This window comes from Janthinobacterium sp. 344 (assembly GCF_900112025.1).
In the GTDB taxonomy this organism is placed as follows: Bacteria; Pseudomonadota; Gammaproteobacteria; order Burkholderiales; family Burkholderiaceae_D; genus Janthinobacterium.
Genome location: NZ_FOKL01000018.1, coordinates 26,618 through 49,051, shown reverse-complemented (window position 1 = coordinate 49,051; position 22,434 = coordinate 26,618). Strand labels below are relative to the sequence as shown.

At 57.9% G+C, this 22,434-nt stretch carries 21 protein-coding genes and 1 pseudogene; all 22 read right to left on the bottom strand.

What is annotated here, in order from left to right; genetic code table 11:
• Positions 1 to 397: 397 nt before the first annotated feature.
• The 22 genes and pseudogenes from BM193_RS27630 to BM193_RS27530 all read right to left on the bottom strand — a co-directional run bounded on the left by BM193_RS27630 (position 398) and on the right by BM193_RS27530 (position 22,389).
• Positions 398 to 1,639: pseudogene (locus BM193_RS27630) on the bottom strand (RNA-guided endonuclease InsQ/TnpB family protein).
• A 122-nt stretch (positions 1,640 to 1,761) separates the two neighbouring features.
• Positions 1,762 to 2,760 (bottom strand): S49 family peptidase, encoded by a 999-nt coding sequence (locus tag BM193_RS27625; RefSeq protein ID WP_092797223.1) that lies wholly within the window; start codon positions 2,758 to 2,760, stop codon positions 1,762 to 1,764.
• Positions 2,761 to 2,792: 32 nt separating this feature from the next.
• On the bottom strand, positions 2,793 to 3,371 hold the full coding sequence (locus BM193_RS28610; RefSeq protein WP_139176062.1) for a hypothetical protein: 579 nt from the start codon (positions 3,369 to 3,371) through the stop codon (positions 2,793 to 2,795).
• Positions 3,372 to 3,820: 449 nt separating this feature from the next.
• The gene (locus tag BM193_RS27620) at positions 3,821 to 6,685 is read right to left on the bottom strand and encodes a conjugal transfer protein TraG N-terminal domain-containing protein (RefSeq protein ID WP_092797224.1); all 2,865 of its coding nucleotides are present in this window, start codon (positions 6,683 to 6,685) and stop codon (positions 3,821 to 3,823) included.
• 37 nt (positions 6,686 to 6,722) lie between these two features.
• Positions 6,723 to 8,144 (bottom strand): conjugal transfer protein TraH, encoded by a 1,422-nt coding sequence (locus BM193_RS27615; protein ID WP_092797225.1) that lies wholly within the window; start codon positions 8,142 to 8,144, stop codon positions 6,723 to 6,725.
• A 10-nt stretch (positions 8,145 to 8,154) separates the two neighbouring features.
• A complete protein-coding gene (gene traF / locus BM193_RS27610) occupies positions 8,155 to 9,009 on the bottom strand; it encodes a conjugal transfer protein TraF (RefSeq protein WP_092797226.1) in 855 nt (284 codons plus the stop codon).
• A complete protein-coding gene (locus tag BM193_RS27605; RefSeq protein WP_217638437.1) occupies positions 9,006 to 9,419 on the bottom strand; it encodes a hypothetical protein in 414 nt (137 codons plus the stop codon). Before BM193_RS27605 ends, traF (BM193_RS27610) begins: the two co-directional genes overlap by 4 nt.
• Positions 9,413 to 10,726, bottom strand: coding sequence for a conjugal transfer protein TraN (traN, locus tag BM193_RS27600; protein ID WP_092832588.1), 1,314 nt, complete (start codon positions 10,724 to 10,726; stop codon positions 9,413 to 9,415). The genes BM193_RS27605 and traN overlap by 7 nt, the downstream gene beginning before the upstream one ends.
• 2 nt (positions 10,727 to 10,728) lie before the next feature.
• Positions 10,729 to 11,502, bottom strand: coding sequence for a type-F conjugative transfer system pilin assembly protein TrbC (gene trbC / locus BM193_RS27595; protein WP_092832586.1), 774 nt, complete (start codon positions 11,500 to 11,502; stop codon positions 10,729 to 10,731).
• Positions 11,492 to 12,499, bottom strand: coding sequence for a TraU family protein (locus tag BM193_RS27590; protein ID WP_092804448.1), 1,008 nt, complete (start codon positions 12,497 to 12,499; stop codon positions 11,492 to 11,494). Before BM193_RS27590 ends, trbC begins: the two co-directional genes overlap by 11 nt.
• A complete protein-coding gene (traW, locus tag BM193_RS27585; protein ID WP_092804445.1) occupies positions 12,496 to 13,188 on the bottom strand; it encodes a type-F conjugative transfer system protein TraW in 693 nt (230 codons plus the stop codon). Before traW ends, BM193_RS27590 begins: the two co-directional genes overlap by 4 nt.
• A 14-nt stretch (positions 13,189 to 13,202) precedes the next feature.
• A complete protein-coding gene (gene traF / locus BM193_RS27580; protein WP_254786455.1) occupies positions 13,203 to 13,727 on the bottom strand; it encodes a conjugative transfer signal peptidase TraF in 525 nt (174 codons plus the stop codon).
• Positions 13,724 to 14,068 carry a hypothetical protein gene (locus BM193_RS27575; RefSeq protein WP_254786454.1) on the bottom strand — a complete coding sequence of 115 codons (345 nt, stop codon included), beginning with the start codon at positions 14,066 to 14,068 and terminating at the stop codon, positions 13,724 to 13,726. The genes traF (BM193_RS27580) and BM193_RS27575 overlap by 4 nt, the downstream gene beginning before the upstream one ends.
• 5 nt (positions 14,069 to 14,073) lie before the next feature.
• On the bottom strand, positions 14,074 to 16,641 hold the full coding sequence (traC, locus tag BM193_RS27570; protein ID WP_254786453.1) for a type IV secretion system protein TraC: 2,568 nt from the start codon (positions 16,639 to 16,641) through the stop codon (positions 14,074 to 14,076).
• A 26-nt stretch (positions 16,642 to 16,667) separates the two neighbouring features.
• A complete protein-coding gene (locus tag BM193_RS27565) occupies positions 16,668 to 17,330 on the bottom strand; it encodes a TraV family lipoprotein (RefSeq protein ID WP_092804438.1) in 663 nt (220 codons plus the stop codon).
• 2 nt (positions 17,331 to 17,332) lie between these two features.
• On the bottom strand, positions 17,333 to 18,109 hold the full coding sequence (locus tag BM193_RS27560) for a DsbC family protein (RefSeq protein WP_092804435.1): 777 nt from the start codon (positions 18,107 to 18,109) through the stop codon (positions 17,333 to 17,335).
• On the bottom strand, positions 18,093 to 19,475 hold the full coding sequence (locus tag BM193_RS27555; RefSeq protein ID WP_139176398.1) for a TraB/TrbI/VirB10 family type IV secretion system protein: 1,383 nt from the start codon (positions 19,473 to 19,475) through the stop codon (positions 18,093 to 18,095). The genes BM193_RS27560 and BM193_RS27555 overlap by 17 nt, the downstream gene beginning before the upstream one ends.
• Before the next feature lie 6 nt (positions 19,476 to 19,481).
• On the bottom strand, positions 19,482 to 20,288 hold the full coding sequence (locus BM193_RS27550; protein WP_092804429.1) for a type-F conjugative transfer system secretin TraK: 807 nt from the start codon (positions 20,286 to 20,288) through the stop codon (positions 19,482 to 19,484).
• Entirely contained in the window at positions 20,239 to 20,841 is a 603-nt protein-coding gene (gene traE, locus BM193_RS27545) for a type IV conjugative transfer system protein TraE (protein ID WP_076572811.1), read from the bottom strand. The genes BM193_RS27550 and traE overlap by 50 nt, the downstream gene beginning before the upstream one ends.
• Before the next feature lie 16 nt (positions 20,842 to 20,857).
• The gene (gene traL, locus BM193_RS27540; RefSeq protein WP_092804423.1) at positions 20,858 to 21,157 is read right to left on the bottom strand and encodes a type IV conjugative transfer system protein TraL; all 300 of its coding nucleotides are present in this window, start codon (positions 21,155 to 21,157) and stop codon (positions 20,858 to 20,860) included.
• Between the two features lie 44 nt (positions 21,158 to 21,201).
• The gene (locus tag BM193_RS29245) at positions 21,202 to 21,582 is read right to left on the bottom strand and encodes a hypothetical protein (RefSeq protein WP_254786452.1); all 381 of its coding nucleotides are present in this window, start codon (positions 21,580 to 21,582) and stop codon (positions 21,202 to 21,204) included.
• 171 nt (positions 21,583 to 21,753) lie between these two features.
• On the bottom strand, positions 21,754 to 22,389 hold the full coding sequence (locus BM193_RS27530) for an OmpA family protein (protein WP_254786457.1): 636 nt from the start codon (positions 22,387 to 22,389) through the stop codon (positions 21,754 to 21,756).
• Positions 22,390 to 22,434 lie beyond the last annotated feature (45 nt).

Sequence of the window (22,434 nt, the reverse complement as noted above, 5' to 3'; positions counted from 1 at the left end):
TACGCCATTGCAGCAGTAACAATCTTCAAAAAAGATGGACATACTCTTCGAGACTGCTTTTCCTAAAGTGTTAACAATGTAGACATTGCCTACTTGATTCGTGCGTATGTGAAACCTTCTGCTACGCGGCGAATCTAAAGGTGAATTGCCCCGAATTCACTAGACACTCGCCAGTCGCTTGAAATGCGGCTCTTGTAGGATCGCGAGCAGCTTGTTGTTGAAGCGGTGACGCACGCGCCGTCACTGGCCCTCCTGTCCCTGTTGACATCCTCCCGCCTAAAGGACGGAGATTTCTACGCGCTGGGCGATGACTTGCGAAGCGCTTCGGCGGGTTCCTGCTTATTCGAGCGGCCTGACTGCGCCATCTCTCCACAGGCTAAATTGACATCCTCCCTGCCTAAAGGACAGGGATTTCTACGGCGCGGCGCGATGAGTTGCTACACGCTTCGAGGGGTTCCTGCTTCTTCGAGCGGCCTGACTGCGCCATCTCTCCACAGGCTAGCAAGCGGTGCCCCCGCTCAAGCACATTTATCGCGCCAACTGTATCGGCGTGATTTGTGTAACCACAATTGACGCACTGGAAATTTGCCTGCGTCTGCCGATTGTCTTTCGACACGTGGCCGCAAGCTGGGCATGTCTGGCTAGTGTGGTGCGGTGGCACGGCAAGCAGCATGCCGCCACTCCATTCCATCTTGTAGTCAAGCTGCCGTCTAAACTCGCCCCATCCCTGGTCGAGAATGGCGCGGTTCAGCCCCGACTTTTGACTGACCTTCTTGCCCGGCTGTTCGACAGTGCCTTTGGCGGACCTGGACATATCCCCTATCTGCAAATCCTCAATGCAGACGAGCACGTGATTTCGGCTTATCGCTGTGGTTGTCTTGTGCAGGAAATCTTTCCGGGCATTCGCGATGCGCGTGTGAATCCGTCGAACTTTGGCGATTGCCTTTTTCCAGTTGCTACTAAATTTGACCTTCCGGTTCATGCGGCGCTGGTAGCGCGCCAAGCGCTGCTGGTGTCTCTTGAAGCTGTTCAGCGGCGCTATGAAGCTGCCGTCGCTCAGGGTGGCAAAGCGAGCGATGCCGACATCTATTCCAACTGCACTCGTAGCGATAGGAACCACCAGATCTACCGCACGCCGGGTCTGTATTGAAATGAACCACTTACCAGCAGCCTGGCTTATGGTTGCATTCACAGGTTCACCAACAAAGTCCCGGCTCTTGCGGTACCGTAGCCACCCTAACTTGGGAAAACGCAGGCGGCTGTTGGTTTGTTCGATTCTAATTGCCCCTTTTGCTGCCACGCGGAAGGAAATTCTGTCGCCCTTGCACTTGAATCTTGGAAATTTCGCACGGCCAGCAAAGAAATTCGCGTAAGCTTTCTCTAAGTCCTTCAACACATATTGAAGTGCTGAACGCGGTGCGGCAGCAAGCCAAGGAGTTTCGCAACAGTTGCGTCATGCTGTCAGATATTTCGACATGTCCACATAGCTGATGAACTTGTTGCCGGCTGCGTGATTTTCTTTTTGCAGAGCCAAGGCTTTGTTGAAGACGAACCGGCACGAACCAGCGAAGCGGCGCATGGCGCGCTCCTGTTCGCCGGTTGGTCTCAACTCGAACCTGTAGGCTTGATATCTTTCCATGATTCTTCAAGCTTACTCGTGCGAAGGCAGTATCGGCCACAAGAAAGCTAGCCAATTTGCACCGTATTTTTGCTTGACATGGGTCGCATACCGTACGGAATTGCACCTCCGCTCTCCCTCCTCTACCTGAGCTGAAACCTCTGCCTCGCGATGATGTCGTCGAGCGAAGAAATGAGCGAGGTTGAGATCAGGGCACCCATTTGGCCAAATCCGCCAGGATGTGGTCCAAAGTTGAATGCAGTCCCCTCCTTTTGAGCATCCACGAAGTCATCCACCGTGCCGATGGCATCGATCAGGCCGATTTCCTTTGCCTCTAACCCGCTCCAGATTTCCCCGCTGGCGTAGTTAACGTCGTGCCTCAGGGCGCGGCCGCGCCGTTCCTCAAGTTCGCGCAAAAAGGTTCGCCCTACCCTGTCCACCAAATCCTGCGCCTTGGCTTGCGCGTCCTGGGTAGGCGGCGTGAACGGATTTAAGAATGCCTTCAGGTGACCGGATGCATATACCTGCTGCGAGATTTCCAGGCGGTCCAGCGCACGCGACAGTTGCCATGGCGCGATGATGGCGCCGATCGATCCCACCAGACTGTATTTCCCGGCGATGATCTTGTCGGCGTGCAAGGCAATCATGTAGGCAGCCGATGCGCCGACGTTGCTGATCGCCGCCACTACCGGTTTCGGGTGCTTTTTCCTGAAAGAGTAAATCGCGTTTCCGATACGCTCGGCCTCGACCGGCGCACCACCGGGACTATCTATCGCCAGAACTATCTGCGTAACGTTGCTGGACTCAAACGCGCGCTTCAGGGCCGGCACGATCTTGTCCGCGGACGCGAGTGAGGTTGCAGCGATCTCGCCTTCGATGTGCACAATGCCTATGACCGGGCTGAAGGGACCTATTTTAAACTGCAACATTTGCATGAAAAAGTACAGGCCGAACAAGAGTGGCATGAGAACGAGCAAAGACTTCAGCGTCATGGTGAGGCGGCGAGCAAATTTTCGATCCCGTTCAAGCGCCAGGCGTTCTTCCCTGAATCCCGCGCGTTGTTCGCGTATCTCAGCCAACATCAGTAGTGCGAGATTGGCGGCCTGCAGTTCAGCCTGACTCTTATCGTCATTATTTTCCATGGCGTTTCCTTGGGGCGGATAGGCGCGATAAGTTAGCGACAACTGCCCCCCCAACCCAGTACGACAGTTTCCCAGGTCATCTTGTCACCACACGCTTTTTTTTCTTCTTCTCTCCGGTTGGGCTGTGCACTGCGCATCGGCGCGCCCTCCTCGATCATGGCTTCCGTCGGTTTTGCTTTTTCCATTTCGGCTAATGCTGCGGTGGCTTCTTTGATCTTCGAGATCGGGCATTCCAGCATGAAAGCATGTGGGCGTTCTTGAGTAGCGGCAGATTCTCGTTTTACCGCAGAGGCGCTACATAGCTGAGCTGTAACGGCGCGAAAATATTGCTCGTCGAATTCTGTTCCATCCTCGGAGTGCAAAAGCAAAACCTGGCCATTTGTACACGCCTTTGTGACGAAGCGAAGGGCGAGCCGAGCATAAATTTCGCTCTCATCGCGCGTGCCGGCTTCAACGAAGGTCCTTTGCCCTAACCGACTCGTGGTCTTCGGCGCTAAATCGCAGACCGAGTCATCCGTCGGTTTTTTTGCGAAGGCTACAGCATGCGACGAAGTTGAAAAAAGACTTAAAGAAAGGAAAATCATAATTGATAAAAATTTCCAGCCATACATGATTTTAATGTCCTTCCGTAAAGTTATTCAGTCTGAATTTATATTTAAATACTTGAAAAAAGAAAAAATATCACTATTATTTCCTTTCTTGGTCACCTGTTCGTGGAGGAAGTTCATGATTCATTTAAAGAAAGTATTGATGTGTGGAATCGTCGGATCGATCTTCGGTGGCGTTCTCGGATATGGCGAATCTACAACGGTAACAGCCATTTTTTCGATAATTGGTTTCATTTTTATTGTAATGCTATATGAATTGATTTACCTTATACATTATACAATTACGGAATTTCACAAATGCAGTGGGAAAACCACATTGCGCTCTCATGCTCATCGATACGATACCGATTTTAATGATGGAAATCTCATAAAAAATCCGTCATACAGAATCGATGAGCATGGCAATTCAAGTTTAGATGCTAGATGGTTATCTAGGGAGAATTAATGTGCGTCTATTTATTTAATAATTTATTCAAATTATCTTTCGCCTTTCTTTTTAGATATTGGAAATGTTTGGCAACGACATCGGGATCTTCAGTAACTTGTTCATTTGCATTTCCAAAAAGAGATTTATCTGTCGCAATGTGTCCTGATGGGTTTTCTTTAATGCCTGTAGATTTATAAAAATCCTTCTTTGATTGATTTACTTCTCGGTCTAAAGCGTCGTATTTGTTAGAAATTTCCTTCTGCAATGGCGATGGGGATTCTTTGATTCTCACTTGTTCCTTTTCAACCCAGCTTTTTCCTTCTCGCTGTAAGCTTGTGCCGCCTGCATCGGCAACCTCCCCGCTGCCCCCTATTTTCCCGGAAGGTTTTTGATTCACCTTTAATTTGTTGTTTTTGTGAATTTTTATTAAATCCTGATTCAAAGACAGGTCGGATTTATCACGATGATAAATTTCTCGAACAGCTTTAAATGAATTCGGAAGATTAGATTTTGCGCTAGGAATAATCGGTGACTTCGCGATACTACCTAAATGCGAATCAAATAATATTTGAGCGGAAGCGCTACTCTCGCCATGTGAGAGTAGCGCTTCAAACAAGTCGATGTTTTTAGGATTTTTTGCAAGATCGATGCTCATTAATTCACCGCGTTCAAATGCCCCGGAGACAGTTCTTGAATATTCTTCTTGTTCTCGAAGCGTTGCATCCGCTCTTTCAGATCTAGAAACAGAATTTGTCAATCTTGCAGCGATCTCTTGCCCATTTCTATGGTCCGATATTACCGAATTCAATAAGCTAGTATTTTTGGCAAGCATTTCTCCCCATTCCTTAAATTTTGTTACTTCTTCACTACTTAGTTTGTTTTTGATCTCTTTTAGTTGTTGGTCAATCGATGCGACGTAATCCTTGGCACCACGAGCAGATATACCGACGCTTCCGACTCCAGGTATGCCGGGCTTAAACTCAACAGCGCCGCCAAATGCGACGGTTGCTACTTGCTGCTCGGTGGCCCCAGTTGCTTTGGCCACATTCTCGGCCACTTGGCGGAGCTCGTTCGTACGTTGTCCAAAACCTTCTGTACTAGCCCTGTTTGTACCTTTAGACGCGTTTTGAATACCAGAGGTTCCTTGCGAATGTGTTAGCGCGTCCGACAGGACTGCGGCTTTATCATTGGTGGCTGCGATGGCCTCAGACTTTGCCGCGCTAGCGGACTTCCTAGCGGCTGCAACGTGCTGTTGCGTAATCTTGGCGTCGACGATCTTCGAAACAGGCCCCTCATTGGCAAATGCTTTTCCTGCCGTGATTCCAGACAGTTCACCACCTGTATACGTGTTCCCCGAAAAATCATTTTGCCGACTTCTGAAGAACGGTGACGAGCGGACAGGCGCCAAGGTCATCTGGTCCATGGAGACATTTCCCATAGATACGTTGCCTGTTGCCGCCGAATTGGTGGCAGTGGTCACATTGCCTTGCAACAGGCGCATGCCATCGACGAGCGCGGTGCCGAAGTTCTCCATGCGCTTGAGGGCAGCCCAGGCAATGAAGGGAATGCTGATGGTCATATAGCCGACGACGGCTTCGCCAGAAATGGCGCTGGAAAAAATGGTCGAGGAAGTAGTCAGCGACAGGGCGTTGACCCCGTTGCCTACGCTGGCCGCGGCCGCCAAATCGCGCATTGCATACATGGTCGCAGCGTAGTTGAGGATGGCATACAACGGCGGCCAAAGCTGGATCCAAATAAGCACAGACGCATAGTTCTTGAAGCCAGCCACGGTATCTTTGCCGTTAGCCAGCATAAGGAGCAGGATCAGCAGCGGGAACATCGCGTACGCCACCACTTCGACCACGTTACGGATGACGGGCAGTGCTTGTTCAGCTATTTTCCCAGCATTGATCCACGCCGCATTGGTCTGAACCACCGCCTGCGCGCGGCCGACAGCCAGCAGCATCGTGGCCGGATCGTTGTCCTTTTGGCCAGCCAGAAGGCTAGTGTCGTTCACAGCATTGATGAGTGCGTTTTGGCGGATGATATCAGCAGCGCTGGCCGAGGCGTCGGCAATTTTTGCTTTCAGATAGGCTTGCTGTATCTGGTCCGCGATCAGGGCCGAGGCTACCGCCCCAGGAAGCGTCGGATTCATGCGGAATGCCAGTGTGCCCTGGATGCGCTGAACTTCGGCCGGCATTTTCGCCGATAGCTTTGTATATGCCTGAGGACAGGTGAGCACTTCCGAGGTACCGGCCGCATTCGTGACGCCGGTAAACCTGGCAGGATTGGGATCCCCCATGAGCGCCCAAACGTCACCAGAGGTCGCAAATGCTTCCGGTGACAGGTAGCCAGAGGCCAAATCGAACATCGTGCACTGGTGCAGAAAATTAATCAGATCGTTCCTGAAGTACGGACTTTGGAACACGACCTTGGACGTTTCGCGCACCAGCCGGCTGCCGAACATGAGTCCATTGTTCTGATAGCTCAGCTTATCCGGCATGCCGGCGGGCCCCGGAATCACCTGCATGGCTGTTTCTTCGAGTTCCGTCAGACTATTGCCGACCGTACTGGTCAGCGAAGCAAGCACCGCCAGGCCGAACGGGACGTTGTCGACGAATACTTCGGCCGAACCTCCCGTCTTGTCGACAATACCGACAGTGACCTTTGGCACTACGAGTACTGAAAATACCAGGACGACCGAGGCGAGCCACTTCCAGCCCACCATCTTTTCCGGGGCGAAGGCATAGCCTACCAGTGCGGCCACGAAGCCGCACACGGCGACGATGCCGAGAGCATTTCGGTAGGTGTTGGCGCCGACCATGGCGGCCACTGCATTCATCAGCCCGTACAAACTGTCCGAGTTCTGGTAAGCGAAAATTTCCCACATGACTATTTACCTCCTTCTTTTACTTCTCTACTTTTTATCAACGCAGATAGGCGGCCTGGCGTCCCAGCAGATCGAGTACCTGCTGCGGCATATTGGCGCGCATTTGCCGTGACAGTTGTTCCAGGTGGTTGGACACCACCGTGATAGAGCCTACTTTCTGGTAGACGAGGGCCTTTTCGCGGGACAGCTGGGCCAGCATGTCTTTGGCACGCAGCCGGATTTCTTGCGCTCTTATCTTTTGTTGGGCGTTTAACGTGAAATCCTTTTCGAGCGCCCCCATACCCAACCTGAGGTTCTTCTCGAGAAACATGTAGGCGTAATCCGCGGCAATCACATCCCGATAGGTGGCAATCAGCTGCTCATTGGCTGTGGCAGAAGGAAACGATGCGCCGATCGACAGCATGCGGTAGACAGGCTCACTGGTCTGGTTCACAAAACCGACCTCCGGCGACATGTTGGGAATCGGTGTGCGCGTCTCGATTTTGTAAGCGATAGAACGCATCAGTTTTTCAACCTTGGCGGTAAATGGCGTGTGGACGTAGGCGGGATCCACGGTAACCTGGTCACACGTTGTAAAATTGTTGCACCGCAACACTGTTTGGTGGACGTTCCCGCCGCCAGCGTCCGACTGGCCATAGAGCAGCTGGGAGATGGAAGTGAAGGTCGGAGCAATTGGGTTGTCGTCTCGTCCTTCCGGATAGAAAATAACGGTGCCGACCATGCTCATGACCATTTCCCGCTCTTTGTCGTCCAGGTAGTTGCCAGCGAGCTTAAGCGATTCCCAGGTGAGGTTGCCGACGAACGGCGCCTTGTTTTTGACGAGGGGATCGGAGGATTTACGCGCGGCATCCAGAATGGAACCCTTGTCGGACTTGCAGCGGACGGCTGCGGCGGCATAGTCCGATTCGAGGCCCAGCGAGACGGCGATGTCCTCGCAGGCCTTGCTGGAGCTGAACCCCGTGGCCTCGGCGGCCGACGAGACCAGGGATTTGGCGGTGTTGCAGGAATTGATTTGCGCATTCGTCATCATCGATTCGAGGTTTTTGGTCCACTTGGTGATACCGCCGAGCATCGGAGACACCGATTCGAGCGCGAGCTGAAACGCTACGCCTGGCAGCGCGGAGGTGACGTTCTTGAGCATGTTCTTGAATTCGGCCGCCGAAATGTAAGAGAACGAGCCGCCGAAAAGATCAATGCCACCGCAGCCAGCTTTGGCCGTCGGGTAGTTAATTGCCATTAATTGATACGTCTTGTTCGGCGCGCGCAGCATCAGGCTGCCGCCACTGTAGGTGTTGTAGACCTGGCCGCGGAAGGCGCCCGGCGCCGAGTAGTTGCCGATGGCACCGAGGTCGTTGAACATCTTGTTGACTTCGGCATTCAAGTCACCGGCGAAGGCCAGATGGCTATAAAGGGTACTGGTGGACAGGGATAGTGCGATGATGAGTTTGCGCATAGGCATGATGAGCTCCTTACCGAGATGAAAGTGTTTTTCCAAAAAGTGGTTCGACGGTCTCAACGGCGCGCGGCCGCAAGGCGTCGATCCGTTCCACCAGCTGGCCTTCCGACAGCACACCAAAACCGACCGGCATGATCTTGCCGGTGATGGGCTGTGCCAAAAACAGCGCCGGAACTTGCTTGACGTTGAGCGTGGCGGCGGTACCGTTGTCGGTGCGGGCATTGGTAAAACCCGGCACCGCGCCGCCATCCAGGCTGACCGGCAGCACCTGGATACGGTATTTCGTGGAAAACGCCCGCAATACCGGCCCATAGGCATGGCAGTACGGACAATCGCCACGGAAGAAGAACATCAGAATGTGGTCGCTCCCGATGTTGGCGAGGGCGGAATATCTCTCCTGCATCTGCACCTGTTCAAATACCTCCAGCGCCTGGGCATTGACGGGGCGGCCCTGTGTGGTAGGGTCCAGGTCCGGATTGGTCCACGCCACTTTCTGCGACAGGTCGGCAAACAGCGAGGCATTCCTGACGATCTTCGATTCGAGCTCCATGTAGCGGCGCACATTGGCGACAGTCGGGTTCATGACGGCGACGGCCTTCACCTGTTCCAGCTGCACCTGTAAATCGCGCAGCGCCTTGACTTCAGGCGGTGGCTGCGGCCCGGTGGGCTTTGGCGGCGCGACTGGCGCAGGCGTTACTACTTCCTTCTGCGGTTCGTGCACTGCCGGGTCATCATAAAAATGCCAGCCGCGCCGCACAGCGGCCTGCGCGCCTGCAGCGTGGCCTTGTGCAGGGACACTGGCGGGAACCTGGGCGTGTACGGCTCCGCATGCGAGCAGCACTGTCAGACAGTATTGGTACCTTCTCATGGTGTTTTCTCCAGGCGCAGATGGGCGGGCGGCTGGCCATTGCGGCAGTAATTGATGCCGATATCGATCGTTTGCCTATTTGGTGCCTGCCCCGCCGCAAGCCTGACGCCTTCCTGCCAAAAGCGGACGTTGAGCCGGCGGCAACCGTCCTGGGCGTAGCGGGCCAGTGTCGTGACATCCATGAAGAGCGCAGAGGTGGCAGAAAAGCGCTGGGTGATCGCGTCAGCCAGTTCTCCCGTCAGCATGCCGGCTGCACGGCCGTCGGGTGCATCGATGGCCGCCAACATCAGTACTTTCGGATCGTTCACCGCCACGCGGAGTGTGGCGTCCGAGGCCGCACTGGTTGCGGCACAGAGCATGGCGGAGCAAAGGGCAAGCGAAACCTTGCGCGTCGTGGTTCGATTCAGCATTTCCCTCTCCCAAGATAACAGGCTGGCGCACGCTGGGCGGCAGCATCCTTGACTGCCGCCACGTTGGGCAGCGTCGGCACGATCGAGGCATAGAACTCGGTCAGATCGAGCTTCGCAAAGTCGATGCTTTGCAATTGATCCACGCTAAAGCCGGAACAGGCAGGATTTTTTGGTGCTCCCCAGCCCATGCCGAGCTGCGCCCTCCCCTGTTCGTTGATCATCCTGGCCAGGCGCGAGTTAAAACAGCATTTAGAGGTCGTGTGCTCGATGCACGACACGCATTTCCCTAATACCCGGATGCAGGAGCTGCACCAGGTACCAATGGTGTGACATAGCTGGGCGCCCTCCTTCATCGCCAGCTTGCCCTCGCCGGCGTTGCAGGACATCATCGAGACCGCGATGTACATCACCGCAGTCATCGCCAGGCTCCAGGGATTGAACGCGATCGCCAGGTGTTCGGTGGTGGCCAGCGTGATGGAACCAGCCGGCAGCGCCGTGCCATTGACGGCCACCGTCACACCGAACGTCGTATAACTGCCGCTGAAACCACCACTGGTCAGCAGTGCCTTGGCGCCTTGCGTGATGAACTCGCGGTTGCCACTGTTCATCAGGATGTCGAATACCAGGCGCGAGCCGATGCCAAACAGGGACTGGTTAGTAAAGTGGGCCCCGGCGCCATCCGTATAGCAGCAGTTTTTGAGGAGCCGGTTGCGGCAGGTATTACCCTCGCCATTGAACAAAGTCATGGTCTTCGGATCGAGATAGACGCCAGCCTCGCGCACGGCCTCCATGTAGGTCATGACCTGCGCAAAATCGACGTCATTCGTATAACTCGTACTGAAGCATTGCGTACCGAGACAGAACGTTTTTGGCGCACATGTTGCGCCAGCGGGACAGCCGGTGGTGTACGCGGCCAGCGCCGTCTCGGCACTCAGGGGATCGCGGGCGATGGCTTGCGCGGCGGCGATAGCCGGATCGGTGGCCAGCACGGGCGGGCGCGGCGTGTTGGCCGAGTTCAGGGCACCCACTTGCGCAGCGCAGGCCGGGTCGCCAGGCGTCAGGGCGCAGGCCGCCAGGTGGGTACTGGCATCGCTTTTGAGGTTACTCTTGCCGTGGTAGACGGTTTCGGGTGGCGACAGCGTATAGCCGGGCACGTGGGCAGTGGCGCTCTGGGTGGTGACGCTGGCCCGGGCCGCCTGGTTGGCAGCCGTGGCGCCGGCCAGATCCTCGTTGACTTGCGCCAGGACAATGGCAGGCTGCATGCTGCTCAGGCAGCAGGCGGTCGTCAGGGCGATCAAACGGCGCATGGCTATTTCCTCATCTTCTCCAGGAGGCGGCCGGCGCTGTCGGCGAAGCGCGGTGCGCGTTGCTGGATGGTTTTGAGCGCGTATTCAAGCGAGACGTCGCCGGCGACGCGAACATAAGCATCCGGCGCGAAACAACTACCTGCCCCGCAGGTCTGGGCGGGTGCACCGGCCCGCAGTAAAACGAAGGTCGGCGCCTGGCGTACGATAAAACGGTCAAATGCCTGCGGATCGATTTGCCATGCCACCTTGCGCTCGCCCATGATTTTTTGGACATGCACCACGGTTTTGACCAGTGATCCGTCGTCCAGGCCCCGTAGTAACAAGGTCGCCTGCAGCTGCGCCGCTTGCATCGCCAGTTTATTCAGCGCGGCTTCCGGCATAGCGAAGGTCACAAAGACCAGCAGCCGGTCGCCATTCAACGCGGAGAGCGCGATCGGATTGGACGCCGCTTCATAGCCTTTGGCGATGGCGCCCAGATCAACGGGTGGCGTTGGGCGAGGCTGGGGCAAGGCGTCGATCCGCATCCGTGGCGTAGTGGGAGTTGGCCCTGGCGGCGGGTCTTGTGGCATGGGATTGGCCCGTACCGCGCGGGCGATATCCTGCTCGGTGATGACCGGCTGCAGCTTTTTGGCACGTTCGATGTCCGCGTCGGTGATCGTTGGTATCGCCTGCGCCGCCACGGCCTGGGCCAGGAACAGAGCACCTAGCCCTGCCATGGCACGCACCGCAGCAGGCCTGGCGCCCGCAAGGGGCACTTGGATCGGATTAGTAGCCAACACAGCAATTCCTTTTTCGAAATAACATAAACGCAAAATCTTCACCCTTGACCGGGTATTCCTTCCCCGCTCCCCAGGCGATGGTGGTGCGACCAAAAGGCTGGCAGCATTTGCCCAGTTCCTTGTCGGTGGCCGGAATGGGATACGTCAGCTGGGATTTGTAGGCAGTCTTGTCCATTTCCGGCAGGAAGTACGGACCGCACAGCCCTTTCTGGCCATGCATGCCCCACGTCAGCAGTTCCCGGTGCATCTTGGCGGTGAGGCGCTGCATCACCAATTCGGCGGTGCGCACCCCGCCCACGTGGTAGGCCGCGCGGCCATCGAGCGGGAAAAGACCTCCCTGACAGCCGGCGCACCAGAACAATTCCGGGCGGCCAAATCCCGCCGTGGCGGCAACGCAGTCGGCAGCGCAGGCGGCGACCGCCCCCGGATTGGCAAAGAGGACTGTTTCGGGATTGATAATTAAGGTGAGCTCATCATCACCCCATAGCGGGTCGACCTCGGTCATGTAGGCGATATCGAAGGAGCCGGCTTCCAGGCAGGGGAAATCGGCGACCGCCTTAAGCCAGTACATGACCGGATTAACGTAGTAATGCGCCTGGTAGAAGGCGTCCTGGGCGCCGCCTGCGTCCGTGGCCCGGGCGGCTTCCGGCGCAGGGATGCCCGGATTGAGATCGATGCCACCCAGGGACACCAGGCAGAACGGTTTGCGCACCACTTCCACGTGGCGCACGGGTTCCCAAAAGCCGATGGACAGGCCGATCACCGGATTGACTTTGCACGAACAAATCGGACTGGACGGATTGGCCGTGTCTTCCTGGCCACCCAGGTTGCCCAGGGTGACGCTGCCCAGGGAGATCGGCAGGATGCATGACCAGCAAATATCCGTGATCGGATTCGGGAAGGCGCCAGTGCAGGTACCTGCCGGCGCCGCCTGGGCATGGCCTGCCCCGATGAGGAGCAGGATCAAACCGATGGTGTGTTTTAGTCGGCTCATTTGGCCACCACGATTTCGTCGATGCGAAGGCGCATGCCTTCCTGGTAGACCAAGGCCGGGACGTGTTCGATGCCAAAGCGCCGCACTAGCGTGCCCTGCTGATCGAAGTAGATCCGCGTCTTCCACTGTTTCATCAGCTGCAAATACGAGCCGCCGACGAGTACCGGCTTGATCCGCGCGCCATCGCGCTGAAGCAGGCTGCGCGCTATCCTTGCCTGTGCCGGATCGCGCGCGTCAAAAAACATCAGCTTTTTCGACATGGACGTGATCGCGAGCGGGTTGGTACGGGTTCCTGCGGGGAACAGGACGTGACCTTGTGCGTCGAGGATGTTCTTGTCGAGCACATAGGTGGGATCAACATAGACGGTTCGTGGTGCCTTCGCCGGTGTCAAACCTGCCACCGGCGCCGGGTTGGCCACGGCCGCCCTGCCTTTGGCGATCGCCTGCTCCTGCAACTTGTGAAGCTGGCCGCTCTTTTCCAGCGCGCGCAGGCGCTGGGCAATCATGTCGAGCAGGTTTTGCTCGGCGATCGGATACGTCGGCCCGATCGCAGCCAGTTCCTCGGCCTCGGCCAATGCTCCCATGAGGCCACTGGCCAGCAACAGGACGGACAAAATCCGCCTGGTCAGCTCACCGCATGGCAGGCAGTGAAAACCCCGTGTCGTGGGTGCGGGTTCAAGTAATGGCATGATTTGCTTTTCCTTCAAAAGATCGGAATGACGACGCCCAGGACCGCGTCGGCGCGTACCAGGCCATTGATGCTGTAGCGTGAATCGAAGCTGTCCGGGCTGGTGCCTTGCACATAAAAATACGAGAGCGGAATCACGGTCTCGGCGATGGGTTCGAGCCGGAGGTGTTTAACGGTGGTATGGGTCTTGGCAAAACCGACTTCCTCACCATTGACGAACACGTGGCGATCCCGGACGGTCACTTTGTCGCCGGCCACGCCGCGCACAATCTTGAAGAACGGCTGGTGGTACAGGCCGGGGAAGATGCGGTACGCCGCCCCTTCGAATGCATAGACCACATAGTCTCCGCGACGGATGCCGTCCGCCCGGTAGTCGACTACTGCGACCGTGTAGGGCAAGCTGGGGGTCACGTTAAACAGGATAGGCAAGCGCGGGGTGGCATCGATAAACAGACGCACATAGGCGAGTGTCCAGATCGCGACCAGCACCAGGTACAGATACCAGTGTCTGCGCACATGCTGAAAAAAATCGCGGGTCACAGCTTCACCTTTTTTCTGAGCAATGGAGTGAGATCGATCAACGTTGCGCGGCTGCCGATCACCGCCGTTTTGTCGACCACCAGGCATGCGCACTCTTGCGGTAATTGCGCCAACGCAGCAGCAAAACGGGGGACGAATCGTTCAGCATCGGATATCGCCTGCCGCCGTTCCATGTCGGTACGGCTGGTCGTCATGGCTTTGAAGTACTGTTCCTGTTTTGCATTGAAGACGTTCGCCGCGTCGACGACCCCGATGACCAGCATCGGCCGCAGCACCAGCCGGTCATAGGCCGCAATGCCGATCGCCACGAAGCAGGCCGATACGAAGATATTGATCAGCATGATCCTCATTGAAGTCCCCTATCTGCCAGTACCCGGGCGATGGCCTCGTCGATGGAATAGCCTTGGGCGCGCAGGGCATCGATCGGCTTGTTGTCGGCGAGTTTGTTCGAGAACAGCAGCTGTGTGGCTGGATCAATGACGAGGCGTACGACGCCTTCGCCGATGGGCGACGAGACGTACATTTCCGCAAAGGCCCCCGCTTCCGTGCGCAGCGATTTGAGCAGCCGCTTTTTGGCCGCATCCATGACGAGGCGCTTGTTGCTTTCCAGGATGTCAATCGACTCCGGTTTTTGCCGCAGCAGGAAAACCCAGTCGGAGCAGTTGAAAGCGGCCGTCATTTGCACCGAACCGTAATAGTCATCGGCACCCTGCGTCGCGGTGCCCAGTGCACCGCCATACTTGCGCGCACGCCGGGCTGCTTCTTCCACCACGGCGGCCTTGACCGGGTCGTCTGCACCGATCTCTCCAAGCTGTTGCTTGAGTTCATCGATAATCAGGAGCTTCTTGCGATCGCGGTTCAGGTACATCTCGCCGGTGATCTGGTACATCAGCAGGATATTGACGACGGCATGCAGATCGGGCTTGCGTTTGAGTTCTTCGTTTTCGATCACGACGAAGTCATTCGAGAAGTCGACGTTATTCTTGCCCTCGAAGAAGCGTTCGTACTGCCCGTCCTTGGAGTATGGATTGAGCATGATGGCAAGATCGCGGATGCGCTCATCGCCTTTGATTTCGAGTTCAACAATACTGCCGGTCTTGAATTCGTCGCGCAAAGCGGTGATCGTCAGATCATTGCCGTAGGATTTCCATAGCTTCAGGAGGACCGTTGAAATGGCCTTATATTGCACTTCTTGCAATTGCTGACTCATGGAACACATCTTCGCCAGGGCGGGCATTAGCATATCGATGTCTTCGTGAATGTCATTGACCGCTGTAAACGGGTTCAAAATGATCTTCGAGCGGGGGCTGAACTCGACATGCGTGCCATTGGCTTTCTTGCACAGCTTCTCAAATGAGCGCCCGAGATCAAGCAGGCGCACTTGCGCACCGCCGGAGCGATATGACCAGGCTATCTCGTTGAGGGTGACGGACTTGCCGGAACCTGGAGCGCCGACGACGGCAAAATTGTAGTTGCCCAGGTCGTTGTCATACAGGTCCAGCGTCACGAGCTGGCCGCGGCGGCCGGCGAAGATGAGCGTTGGCGTGTCGGTTCCTCGCCATTCCGCCAGCAGGGGCGCGAGATGGATGGCGTTCGCCATGGATTTGCGCGTCACCCGCTTCATCTTCTTCATGTCGTTGTGGAATGCGGGCGTCAGGGTCATGGGCAAGCTCGCCAGCAGCGCCTGCCGGTGCATGTACACATCGGCATTGAGTTCAAAGCCGCTGGCACGCCAGATGGCCCTGGCCGCTTCTGCAGCCGCCGTCGCCTCGGCGGGCGGACAGAAAATGGCCAGCTGGTGGTACATCGAGACGAGGTTGCCGCCGACATCCATGGCGTTGGCGACGGCACTCCAGTCTTCCTGCTTCTTCTGCACGTCCGGCATGATGGCGGCCATCTTGCTGGCCGCGTTCTGTGTCGCGCGGATATGGTTCGCCGTAATCAATGTCCGCGTCGTGTTCGTATCGAGGATGTGCACGCCCATGGTGAGCAGGAACGGCGCACGGTACTGCAGTGCCGGTTGCATGGCGTGGCCGATGAGCGCACCCATCTGCCAGAGGGGAAAACGTCCCGGAAACGATTTAATGGAGAAGAAGCGTGCTTCCACCTGCTGCGGCTTGCCTGGCTTCGAAAACCGGATGCCTTCGTTGGTCGGCTCCTGGACGGTATCGAAGTCCACAATCTGATCCCGCAGTTCTCTTCCCTCATCGTAGTGAATCCATGGGATGAAACCATCTGTGAGCCGGTGCGGATTGGTGAACAGTGCGCACCAGTTGATTAAGTCGGCCGCATCGCATTCTTTGCTGGGTATAGAGGCGGCGTCAAGGGTGCTTGCCATCGAGTCGCGCAAACTAATCGCCGCTTCGCGCTGGCCGATATCATCGGCGCGTCCGTCCACCGTGACGCTCATCATCAGTCGAAAGTCGCGCAGCGTAAAATGAAATCCCTTGGTCAGGGATTTCTGGCTCCCGGCCAGCAGATGATGCACGCGTTGGCGTGCCAGCTGGCGGTACAGGTTGCTGTTCCGTGCCGGCCGGCCCCACTGCTGCGAGTTTTCATACTGATCCTCGTCTTCCATGCGCATGTTGGCATATTGGATCAGCGGGGCGCGGATGTCCGGCGAGCCAAACAGGTGAAATTGCACACCCGTGTTGGCGGGACAGTTGGTATACAGGCTTTGCAGTACTTCCACCATGCGCTCATCGGCGCCGGCCTGGGGCATGAGTTCGAGCATGAAACCAAGCTGGTGATGGCGATTGATGAACAGCTGCTCGCTGTCGACATAGGGACCGTACGGTAGCCAGCTGGCAAACTGATCCTTGGAAAATGTCTCGCCTCGGCTTAATCCAAACAGATCCCAGAGGCCAGCGCTGATCCCTTCGCCATCGTTTTCTGGCATGAAGAACTTGAGCATATTTGTCCTCTCTGAATACAATATCGCTATTGGTTTGTTGCCGGCGCTGGAGACGGCGCGCCTTCTAGAACCGTCGTGACGGCCCCGAGGGGAGGATCGGCAAGCGCTCCCGCTGGCAGCGAGGTTGGCCGTGTTTCAGCGCCAGAGTTGGCCTGTCCGGAGGGAGACGCTGTACCCGGAGATGAGGCCCGCTGAGGTGCGGGCGGTTTCAGGGGCGCATAGGCATCACGGATCTGCCGCTGCGCATGGGCGATCTGCCACCTGCCAGGGTCTGTCTGCAGGTAGACAAAGGACTGATCGTGGAGATCATGGTCGCTGTCCTCCCACGGTTTGATCCAGAGCCGCATGACGCGCGGCGGCGAGCGCAGCGCGGCGGGCTCGAACGCAGGCGATCCCTGCATGGCGCTGCCGCTGGATGCAGCTTTTAGCATCGTGTACATGCTGCGCGGGGCTGCACGCGGCGTTCCTTTTGTGGGAGCCCCTGTGGCCGTCCCACCGCCGCCCGATGGCAACGAGTTGTAGTAATTGCCGGAGACAGAGTTGCACTGCACGCCTTCTGGCGCCTTGCAAGCATATTCGGACTTGCCGCCCAGGCCTGTCATGTCGCCGCACCCGGCCAGGATCGTCAGGCAAACCGCTGCGGCGGACAGTTTTTTGGCACGGAATGAAATCGATGGATTCAGTTGCATGATTACTCCTGTGGGTTCTTACTGGCTTGGTGGCGCGACGCGGCTTGCGCCAGATGGGCCTCAATCTCACTGGCACTGATAAAACCGGTTTCCCGTGCGCCATCAGCAAAGAAGAGGGTCGGCGTGCCCTGTACGCCCAATGTGCTGGCCAGGGCCAGGTTGCGGTCGAGCGGATGGGCGCATTGGGCTGGTGCGCCCTGCCCGTCCAATGTGCCGCTGACGGCGCTGCGCCAGGCAGCGATGCGGTCGGTAGCACACCAGATGCGCAGAGGTAAAGCCTCGTCCTGGAATGGCACCATGAAGTTGTAGATGCGCAGGTTGGGTACCTTGACCAGTTCCGGTTCGAGCTGGCGGCAATACGGACAATGTGGATCGCTGAAGAGATAAAGGACGCGTTCGCCCCTGCCCTGCGTGGAGACGATCGCATCGGCCAACGGCAACTGGCGGACATCGATAGCCGCTACCGTCGGCGCTGCCGGGTTGGCCGCTTTGGTATGCTGCTGCAGTTTCGGTGCGGTCAGGTCGCGCATGGCGCGCAGGTCGACCAGGCGGCCAAAGATCATGTAGTCAGGGCGTGTATCGGCGACGAAGCCGACGTTGTCGCCCATCCACACCTCAAAGACGTGGGGGATCGGTGTCGCCGTGACAGTATCAAAGGCCGTGCCGGGATAGGTTCGCTTCAGCGCGGCGAGCAGTGTGTCCTCGGCCGTACTGGCGTGGGCGCCGAGTGTGGCGGCGCAGGTGAGCGCGGCGAGGGCCAGTCTAGTCAGCATCTTCATTGGGAACCTCCATCGTGCGCTCGGCAAGGCCAAGCTGATCCTGCCGGTCCGCGTCGCTGCGTGACATGGGCCGCGCGGGAATGCGCACGCCGCGCGTCAGCACCACGTCCACTTTGCGGCCCGCATGCACCTCGATGACGGGAAATGTCTGTTCGGCCAGCCGGATGTAATAGTTGGCCAGGTTGTTGAGCGCGCTCCCCATGCCGCTGCCAATGCCACGGCGGAATTGATCGCCCGTGCCGCTGGTCGTCGTCGACAGGGTGCCAAACGGCGAAGTCGTAAATGAGCTGTTACCTTGTGCAAAACCCTGGCCGATGCCGCTGACGATGCCGGCGCGCAGGCTGTTGGCCAGCAGCTGCCCCTGTTTGGAGACGAGCGTGCCGCGCAGCCCCAGGTTGCCATCCTCCCCAAAGATGTTACCCTCGATCTTGACCTCGACCACCGAGCGGTCGTAGCGGATGCAGGAGAGCACGTCGGTGCGCAGGTACGCGCGTTCGGAACTGATGTCGCCATAGCCGGAGGCAACCACAAAGCATTCCTTGACGTCCGCGCGGAACTGATTCGGCAGGATGGCTGCGGCTGAAATCTTGATGAGTGCCGGCAGCGGATTGCTTTGGGCTTGCCCACCCGTTGGCGCATCGATCCCACCGAGCAGCTCTCCGGGCAGGATGCCGACCGGAAGGAAGTCCTCCAGCGTATTCGCAGTCGTTCCCCCATTCGCCCCGATCTCGCCGGTGGATCCAGTCTTCCTGCTGGAGTCTGTCGCGGCGCCCAGGGACACGCGGATCATGGGGGCGGGCGTCTCCGGTGGCTCGTTTGGCCGCAGCACGCCGGTGTTCCCACTGGCTACGTCGGTGGCGGGCGGTCCTGGCGGCATGTTGCCACCGAGTGGCGTGCCAGGAGGGTACTGCGATGGAGCCGGCCCCGATGGCTGGGGAATGGGCGGCGTGACGGGCGCGGGCGGTGCGGGTGGCGGCGCTGGTTCTGCCGTGGCGGCCGTTTTTGCTTCCAGATCGGCCAGGCGCTTGAGCAAGGCTGCTTCGACGACCTTGTGATCGTTGTTGATTTTGTCTTGCGCTTCCTTGTCACTGTCATATTGGGCCAGCTTCTTGCCGGCATTGCCGACCCATTGGTCTTCCGGCGAGATCTGGCCCGGCACCATCATGCTGGTGCCATCCACATTGACGGTGGCGCGCTTGTCGGTCGCTTTGGGGAGCTGCTTGGCCGGGCTGCCGGACTCGGAATAGGCCAGTACCGCCCACAGGACGCCAATGCAGGCTGTCACGATACCGGCGGCGGCCAGGTACTGCTGCTGCTTGGGCGTCAACCGTGCCGTGCAGGATTTCAATGTTTGCATGATGCGCATGGCGGCTCACTCCCCTGCCCTGATGACATAGACTCGCGTGCTCTCGTTCGGACGCAAGTTGAGGTTGTCGATGGCGACGGCCAGGACATCGCCATCGTCGCGGTCAAATTCCTGTTCTGCGAGCACCAGCGGCGCACCGCTGATATTGCTCAGTGCATAGGTCTCGCCGATGAGGCCACGGCCTTCAAACTGGCGGATGAGCTTCATTTCCGCTTCCGCCCACAGCAGGCGCGCTTCGTCTCGCTCTTCCATCCGGACGTCGTCGGGCACCTGCTCGGAAGCCATGAACATCAGCATCGATTTCAGGGAGCGGATGAATGTGGCGGACCTCCCTGGCCCCACTCCGCCGGCATTGGCTGCCTTGGCCTGGCGTCTGGCCGACTTGTCTGAGATCACGATGGTGTCAGCAGGTACCTCCGCGCGGTTCAGGCGCAAGGTGTAGGTCGCCGTGGCGGAAGAAATAAACAGGTTGATCGGCTTGGCAGCAGTGCCCACCGGTTGAATATAGATTTCGCCTTTGGCCAGGTCGCAGGCAAGCGACAGCTGGCCGCCGGGATTGACGGTCGTGCCGGCACCTGGCGCCACGGGCAGGCTGGCGTCGGCAGGTTTGGACGCACAGTTGCTGCTTGAATAAATGTTGCCGACGACGTCGATGATCTTGGCGCCCTCGATGCGGATGCGCGTGGGTTCATGTGCGCCGATGACCGCCTCGATGGCGGCGCCGTCCCTGACCTCTCTGATCTGGTCGGCCCAGGCGGGCAGCTCAACGAGCCCCAGCAGCAGCCACGCCAGTGGCAGTATCCGGTTTTCCATCTTTCAACTCCTTGAAATCTTTCAAATGCACGCGCGCGCCTCTGAAGGCGAAGTCCACGCGGTAGGTCTTGAGGTTGTCGGAGGTATTGGCCCCGTTTACCTGGGTTTTGAGGTAGCCGGTCATCGTGACCGATTGCGTTTCTTCGTCAGGTACCAGTTGTTGCATCTGGAAGTACGTGCTCGCATTGAGCTTCTTCAGTCTTGCCGCCTCCAGATCCTGGCGGGTCTTGATGCTGCCGGCGTTCTCCGGCAGGCACCAGCTGAGCAGCATGTCCTTCTTCCATTCGATGGACTTCGGCGTGACGTCCAGCATCAGGTAGGCGATATAGCCGGACATCTGCACCAGATAGTCGTTGCTGGCCTTGCCGTCCTCGATCCAGAACGTTTTATTGATAGCCGGCGGCACAATGACAGTGCGTTCCGTGCCCGCGATGCGGACAATGATGGTCAACGCCAGCATCAGGCAAACGGAAAGGATGCCAATGGCCAGGCGCTGGTCAAATACGCGGCGCCGCAGAGCGCCCAGGTCATCCTGATAGGTTTCCAGTTTCACGGTGCCCTCCTTGGTCCTACCCAACCATCTTGCGGATATGCGAAGGCGGGGTCGAGCGCATGGACGTCAACGGGCTGACAGGCAGGTACCAGTACGCCCAGTGCAGTACAAAGGCCGGATGCTTGTCCGCTTTTTTACGGCTGAGCCAGCGCGACACAGCGACGCCGGCGCAGACCGCGAGGAAAAATCCGAGTTTGCTGCTGGCCAGATAGCCGACAAAGATCGAAAGGAGGACGGGAAAGGCGACATCAAAGTCCCATAGGCCAATCTTCCATTGGTCGTCTAGCCGCCGCGGAATATAGGTGTCGGCTTCCATGGCGTCCTCCTTTTCTCTATGTGCGGTGTCTGCGCCAGCCTGGTTCAGATCGTGGCGCCCATGATGGCGCCGCCAATGACCAACCCGACCGAGCCGAAAATCGCCAAGCCGATGAAGAACAGCACCGGACTGAAATTACGCAGGGCGGACAGCGAGATCAGGGCCACCACGAAGCCGATGAAGCCGACCAGTGCTTTAACGCCGGGTGCCAGTGCGGCCAATTGCGTCAGTGCTGACGTCAACGGGCCGGTGATGCCGGTGAACGCGACGAGGTCGATGGCGGTGACGGGGATCGCAGCGAGCAGGCCCAGGGTGATCAGGGTCAGCAGTGCCAGTACCTTGGCCGTAGTGGAGACGCGCAGGCCAAGCGGCCGCTTGCCGTGTTGTTTGAAAGGGAGAACGGTGACGTATTGCAGGGTGTTCATGTGCATTCCAATCGTGATCGTGAAGAAAATTGCCTAAAACTGTCTGTGCGGGCGGCTAGGTGATGCGGCATGGCAGCCTAGGAGGACCACGGACGGGACATTGCCACGCGATCGTGCCCGGCCGGCACGCTCCCCATGCCGAAGTCAGGTTGATCAGGTGAGTTGGGGTTCTCATCTCTGGACCTGCCGAGGCGTGTCGGCGGTGAGGCTGAGCTCCACCCTCCGGTTGTTCTGGCGGCCCGTTTCGGTCGCATTGGCGGCGGCGTAACAGCAGGCGCCGCTGCTTTCCACCTCAAGCTGAACTGCAGGCACGTGCAGATGGCGGCGCAGATAGCGCTCGACCCTGGCCGCGCGCTGGTGTGCGATGGCATCGTTCAGGGCCGGCGTTCCGGTGTTGTCTGTTCTGCCAGCGATACGAATATGGGACGCTGGCTGCACCAGCGTAAGAAATTGCTGCAGAACGTGTTGAGCCGTTCTATCGAGACGGGAAGAGCCCGGCGCAAAGTACACCGTCAGTTCGGTGACATCGGACAAATCATTTTCGTTCGCTGGATCGGTTCCCACGGGCGTCCGCTGGGTGCTGGCTGCCGCGACCATGGTGTGCGGCACCTCTTCAATGTGCGCATCCCGTCTTGCCAGCGTCTTGGGCGTACGCGTAGGGCAAGCTGGATCGATACACAGGCCGTAGCGTGCATGTCTACCGTAGTAAAGCTGGGTGATGTGCTGCAGGTGGGCAGCATGCGTGGCTGCGCGGGAAGGCTGTCCTGCAGGTTGTGGCTGGGTATGCACATTTGCGCAGGAGGCCATCAGCAAGCAGGCTGCAGCCACTCCTGTGGCGGCTCGTGTCGCATG

Bases quoted from the DNA above. Each gene is read 5' to 3' on its own strand.
- BM193_RS27550 (WP_092804429.1), bottom strand. From the start codon at position 20,288: ATGGAAAACCGGATACTGCCACTGGCGTGGCTGCTGCTGGGGCTCGTT.
- traN (WP_092832588.1), bottom strand. From the start codon at position 10,726: ATGCGCCGTTTGATCGCCCTGACGACCGCCTGCTGCCTGAGCAGCATG.
- BM193_RS27560 (WP_092804435.1), bottom strand. From the start codon at position 18,109: ATGAAGATGCTGACTAGACTGGCCCTCGCCGCGCTCACCTGCGCCGCC.
- traC (WP_254786453.1), bottom strand. From the start codon at position 16,641: ATGCTCAAGTTCTTCATGCCAGAAAACGATGGCGAAGGGATCAGCGCT.
- BM193_RS27575 (WP_254786454.1), bottom strand. From the start codon at position 14,068: ATGCTGATCAATATCTTCGTATCGGCCTGCTTCGTGGCGATCGGCATT.
- traL (WP_092804423.1), bottom strand. From the start codon at position 21,157: ATGGAAGCCGACACCTATATTCCGCGGCGGCTAGACGACCAATGGAAG.
- BM193_RS27565 (WP_092804438.1), bottom strand. From the start codon at position 17,330: ATGCAACTGAATCCATCGATTTCATTCCGTGCCAAAAAACTGTCCGCC.
- BM193_RS27530 (WP_254786457.1), bottom strand. From the start codon at position 22,389: ATGGCCTCCTGCGCAAATGTGCATACCCAGCCACAACCTGCAGGACAG.
- BM193_RS27555 (WP_139176398.1), bottom strand. From the start codon at position 19,475: ATGCGCATCATGCAAACATTGAAATCCTGCACGGCACGGTTGACGCCC.
- traW (WP_092804445.1), bottom strand. From the start codon at position 13,188: ATGCCATTACTTGAACCCGCACCCACGACACGGGGTTTTCACTGCCTG.
- BM193_RS28610 (WP_139176062.1), bottom strand. From the start codon at position 3,371: ATGTATGGCTGGAAATTTTTATCAATTATGATTTTCCTTTCTTTAAGT.
- BM193_RS27620 (WP_092797224.1), bottom strand. From the start codon at position 6,685: ATGTGGGAAATTTTCGCTTACCAGAACTCGGACAGTTTGTACGGGCTG.
- BM193_RS27615 (WP_092797225.1), bottom strand. From the start codon at position 8,144: ATGCCTATGCGCAAACTCATCATCGCACTATCCCTGTCCACCAGTACC.
- BM193_RS27605 (WP_217638437.1), bottom strand. From the start codon at position 9,419: ATGCTGAATCGAACCACGACGCGCAAGGTTTCGCTTGCCCTTTGCTCC.
- BM193_RS27590 (WP_092804448.1), bottom strand. From the start codon at position 12,499: ATGAGCCGACTAAAACACACCATCGGTTTGATCCTGCTCCTCATCGGG.
- BM193_RS29245 (WP_254786452.1), bottom strand. From the start codon at position 21,582: ATGAACACCCTGCAATACGTCACCGTTCTCCCTTTCAAACAACACGGC.
- traF (WP_092797226.1), bottom strand. From the start codon at position 9,009: ATGAGAAGGTACCAATACTGTCTGACAGTGCTGCTCGCATGCGGAGCC.
- BM193_RS27625 (WP_092797223.1), bottom strand. From the start codon at position 2,760: ATGGAAAATAATGACGATAAGAGTCAGGCTGAACTGCAGGCCGCCAAT.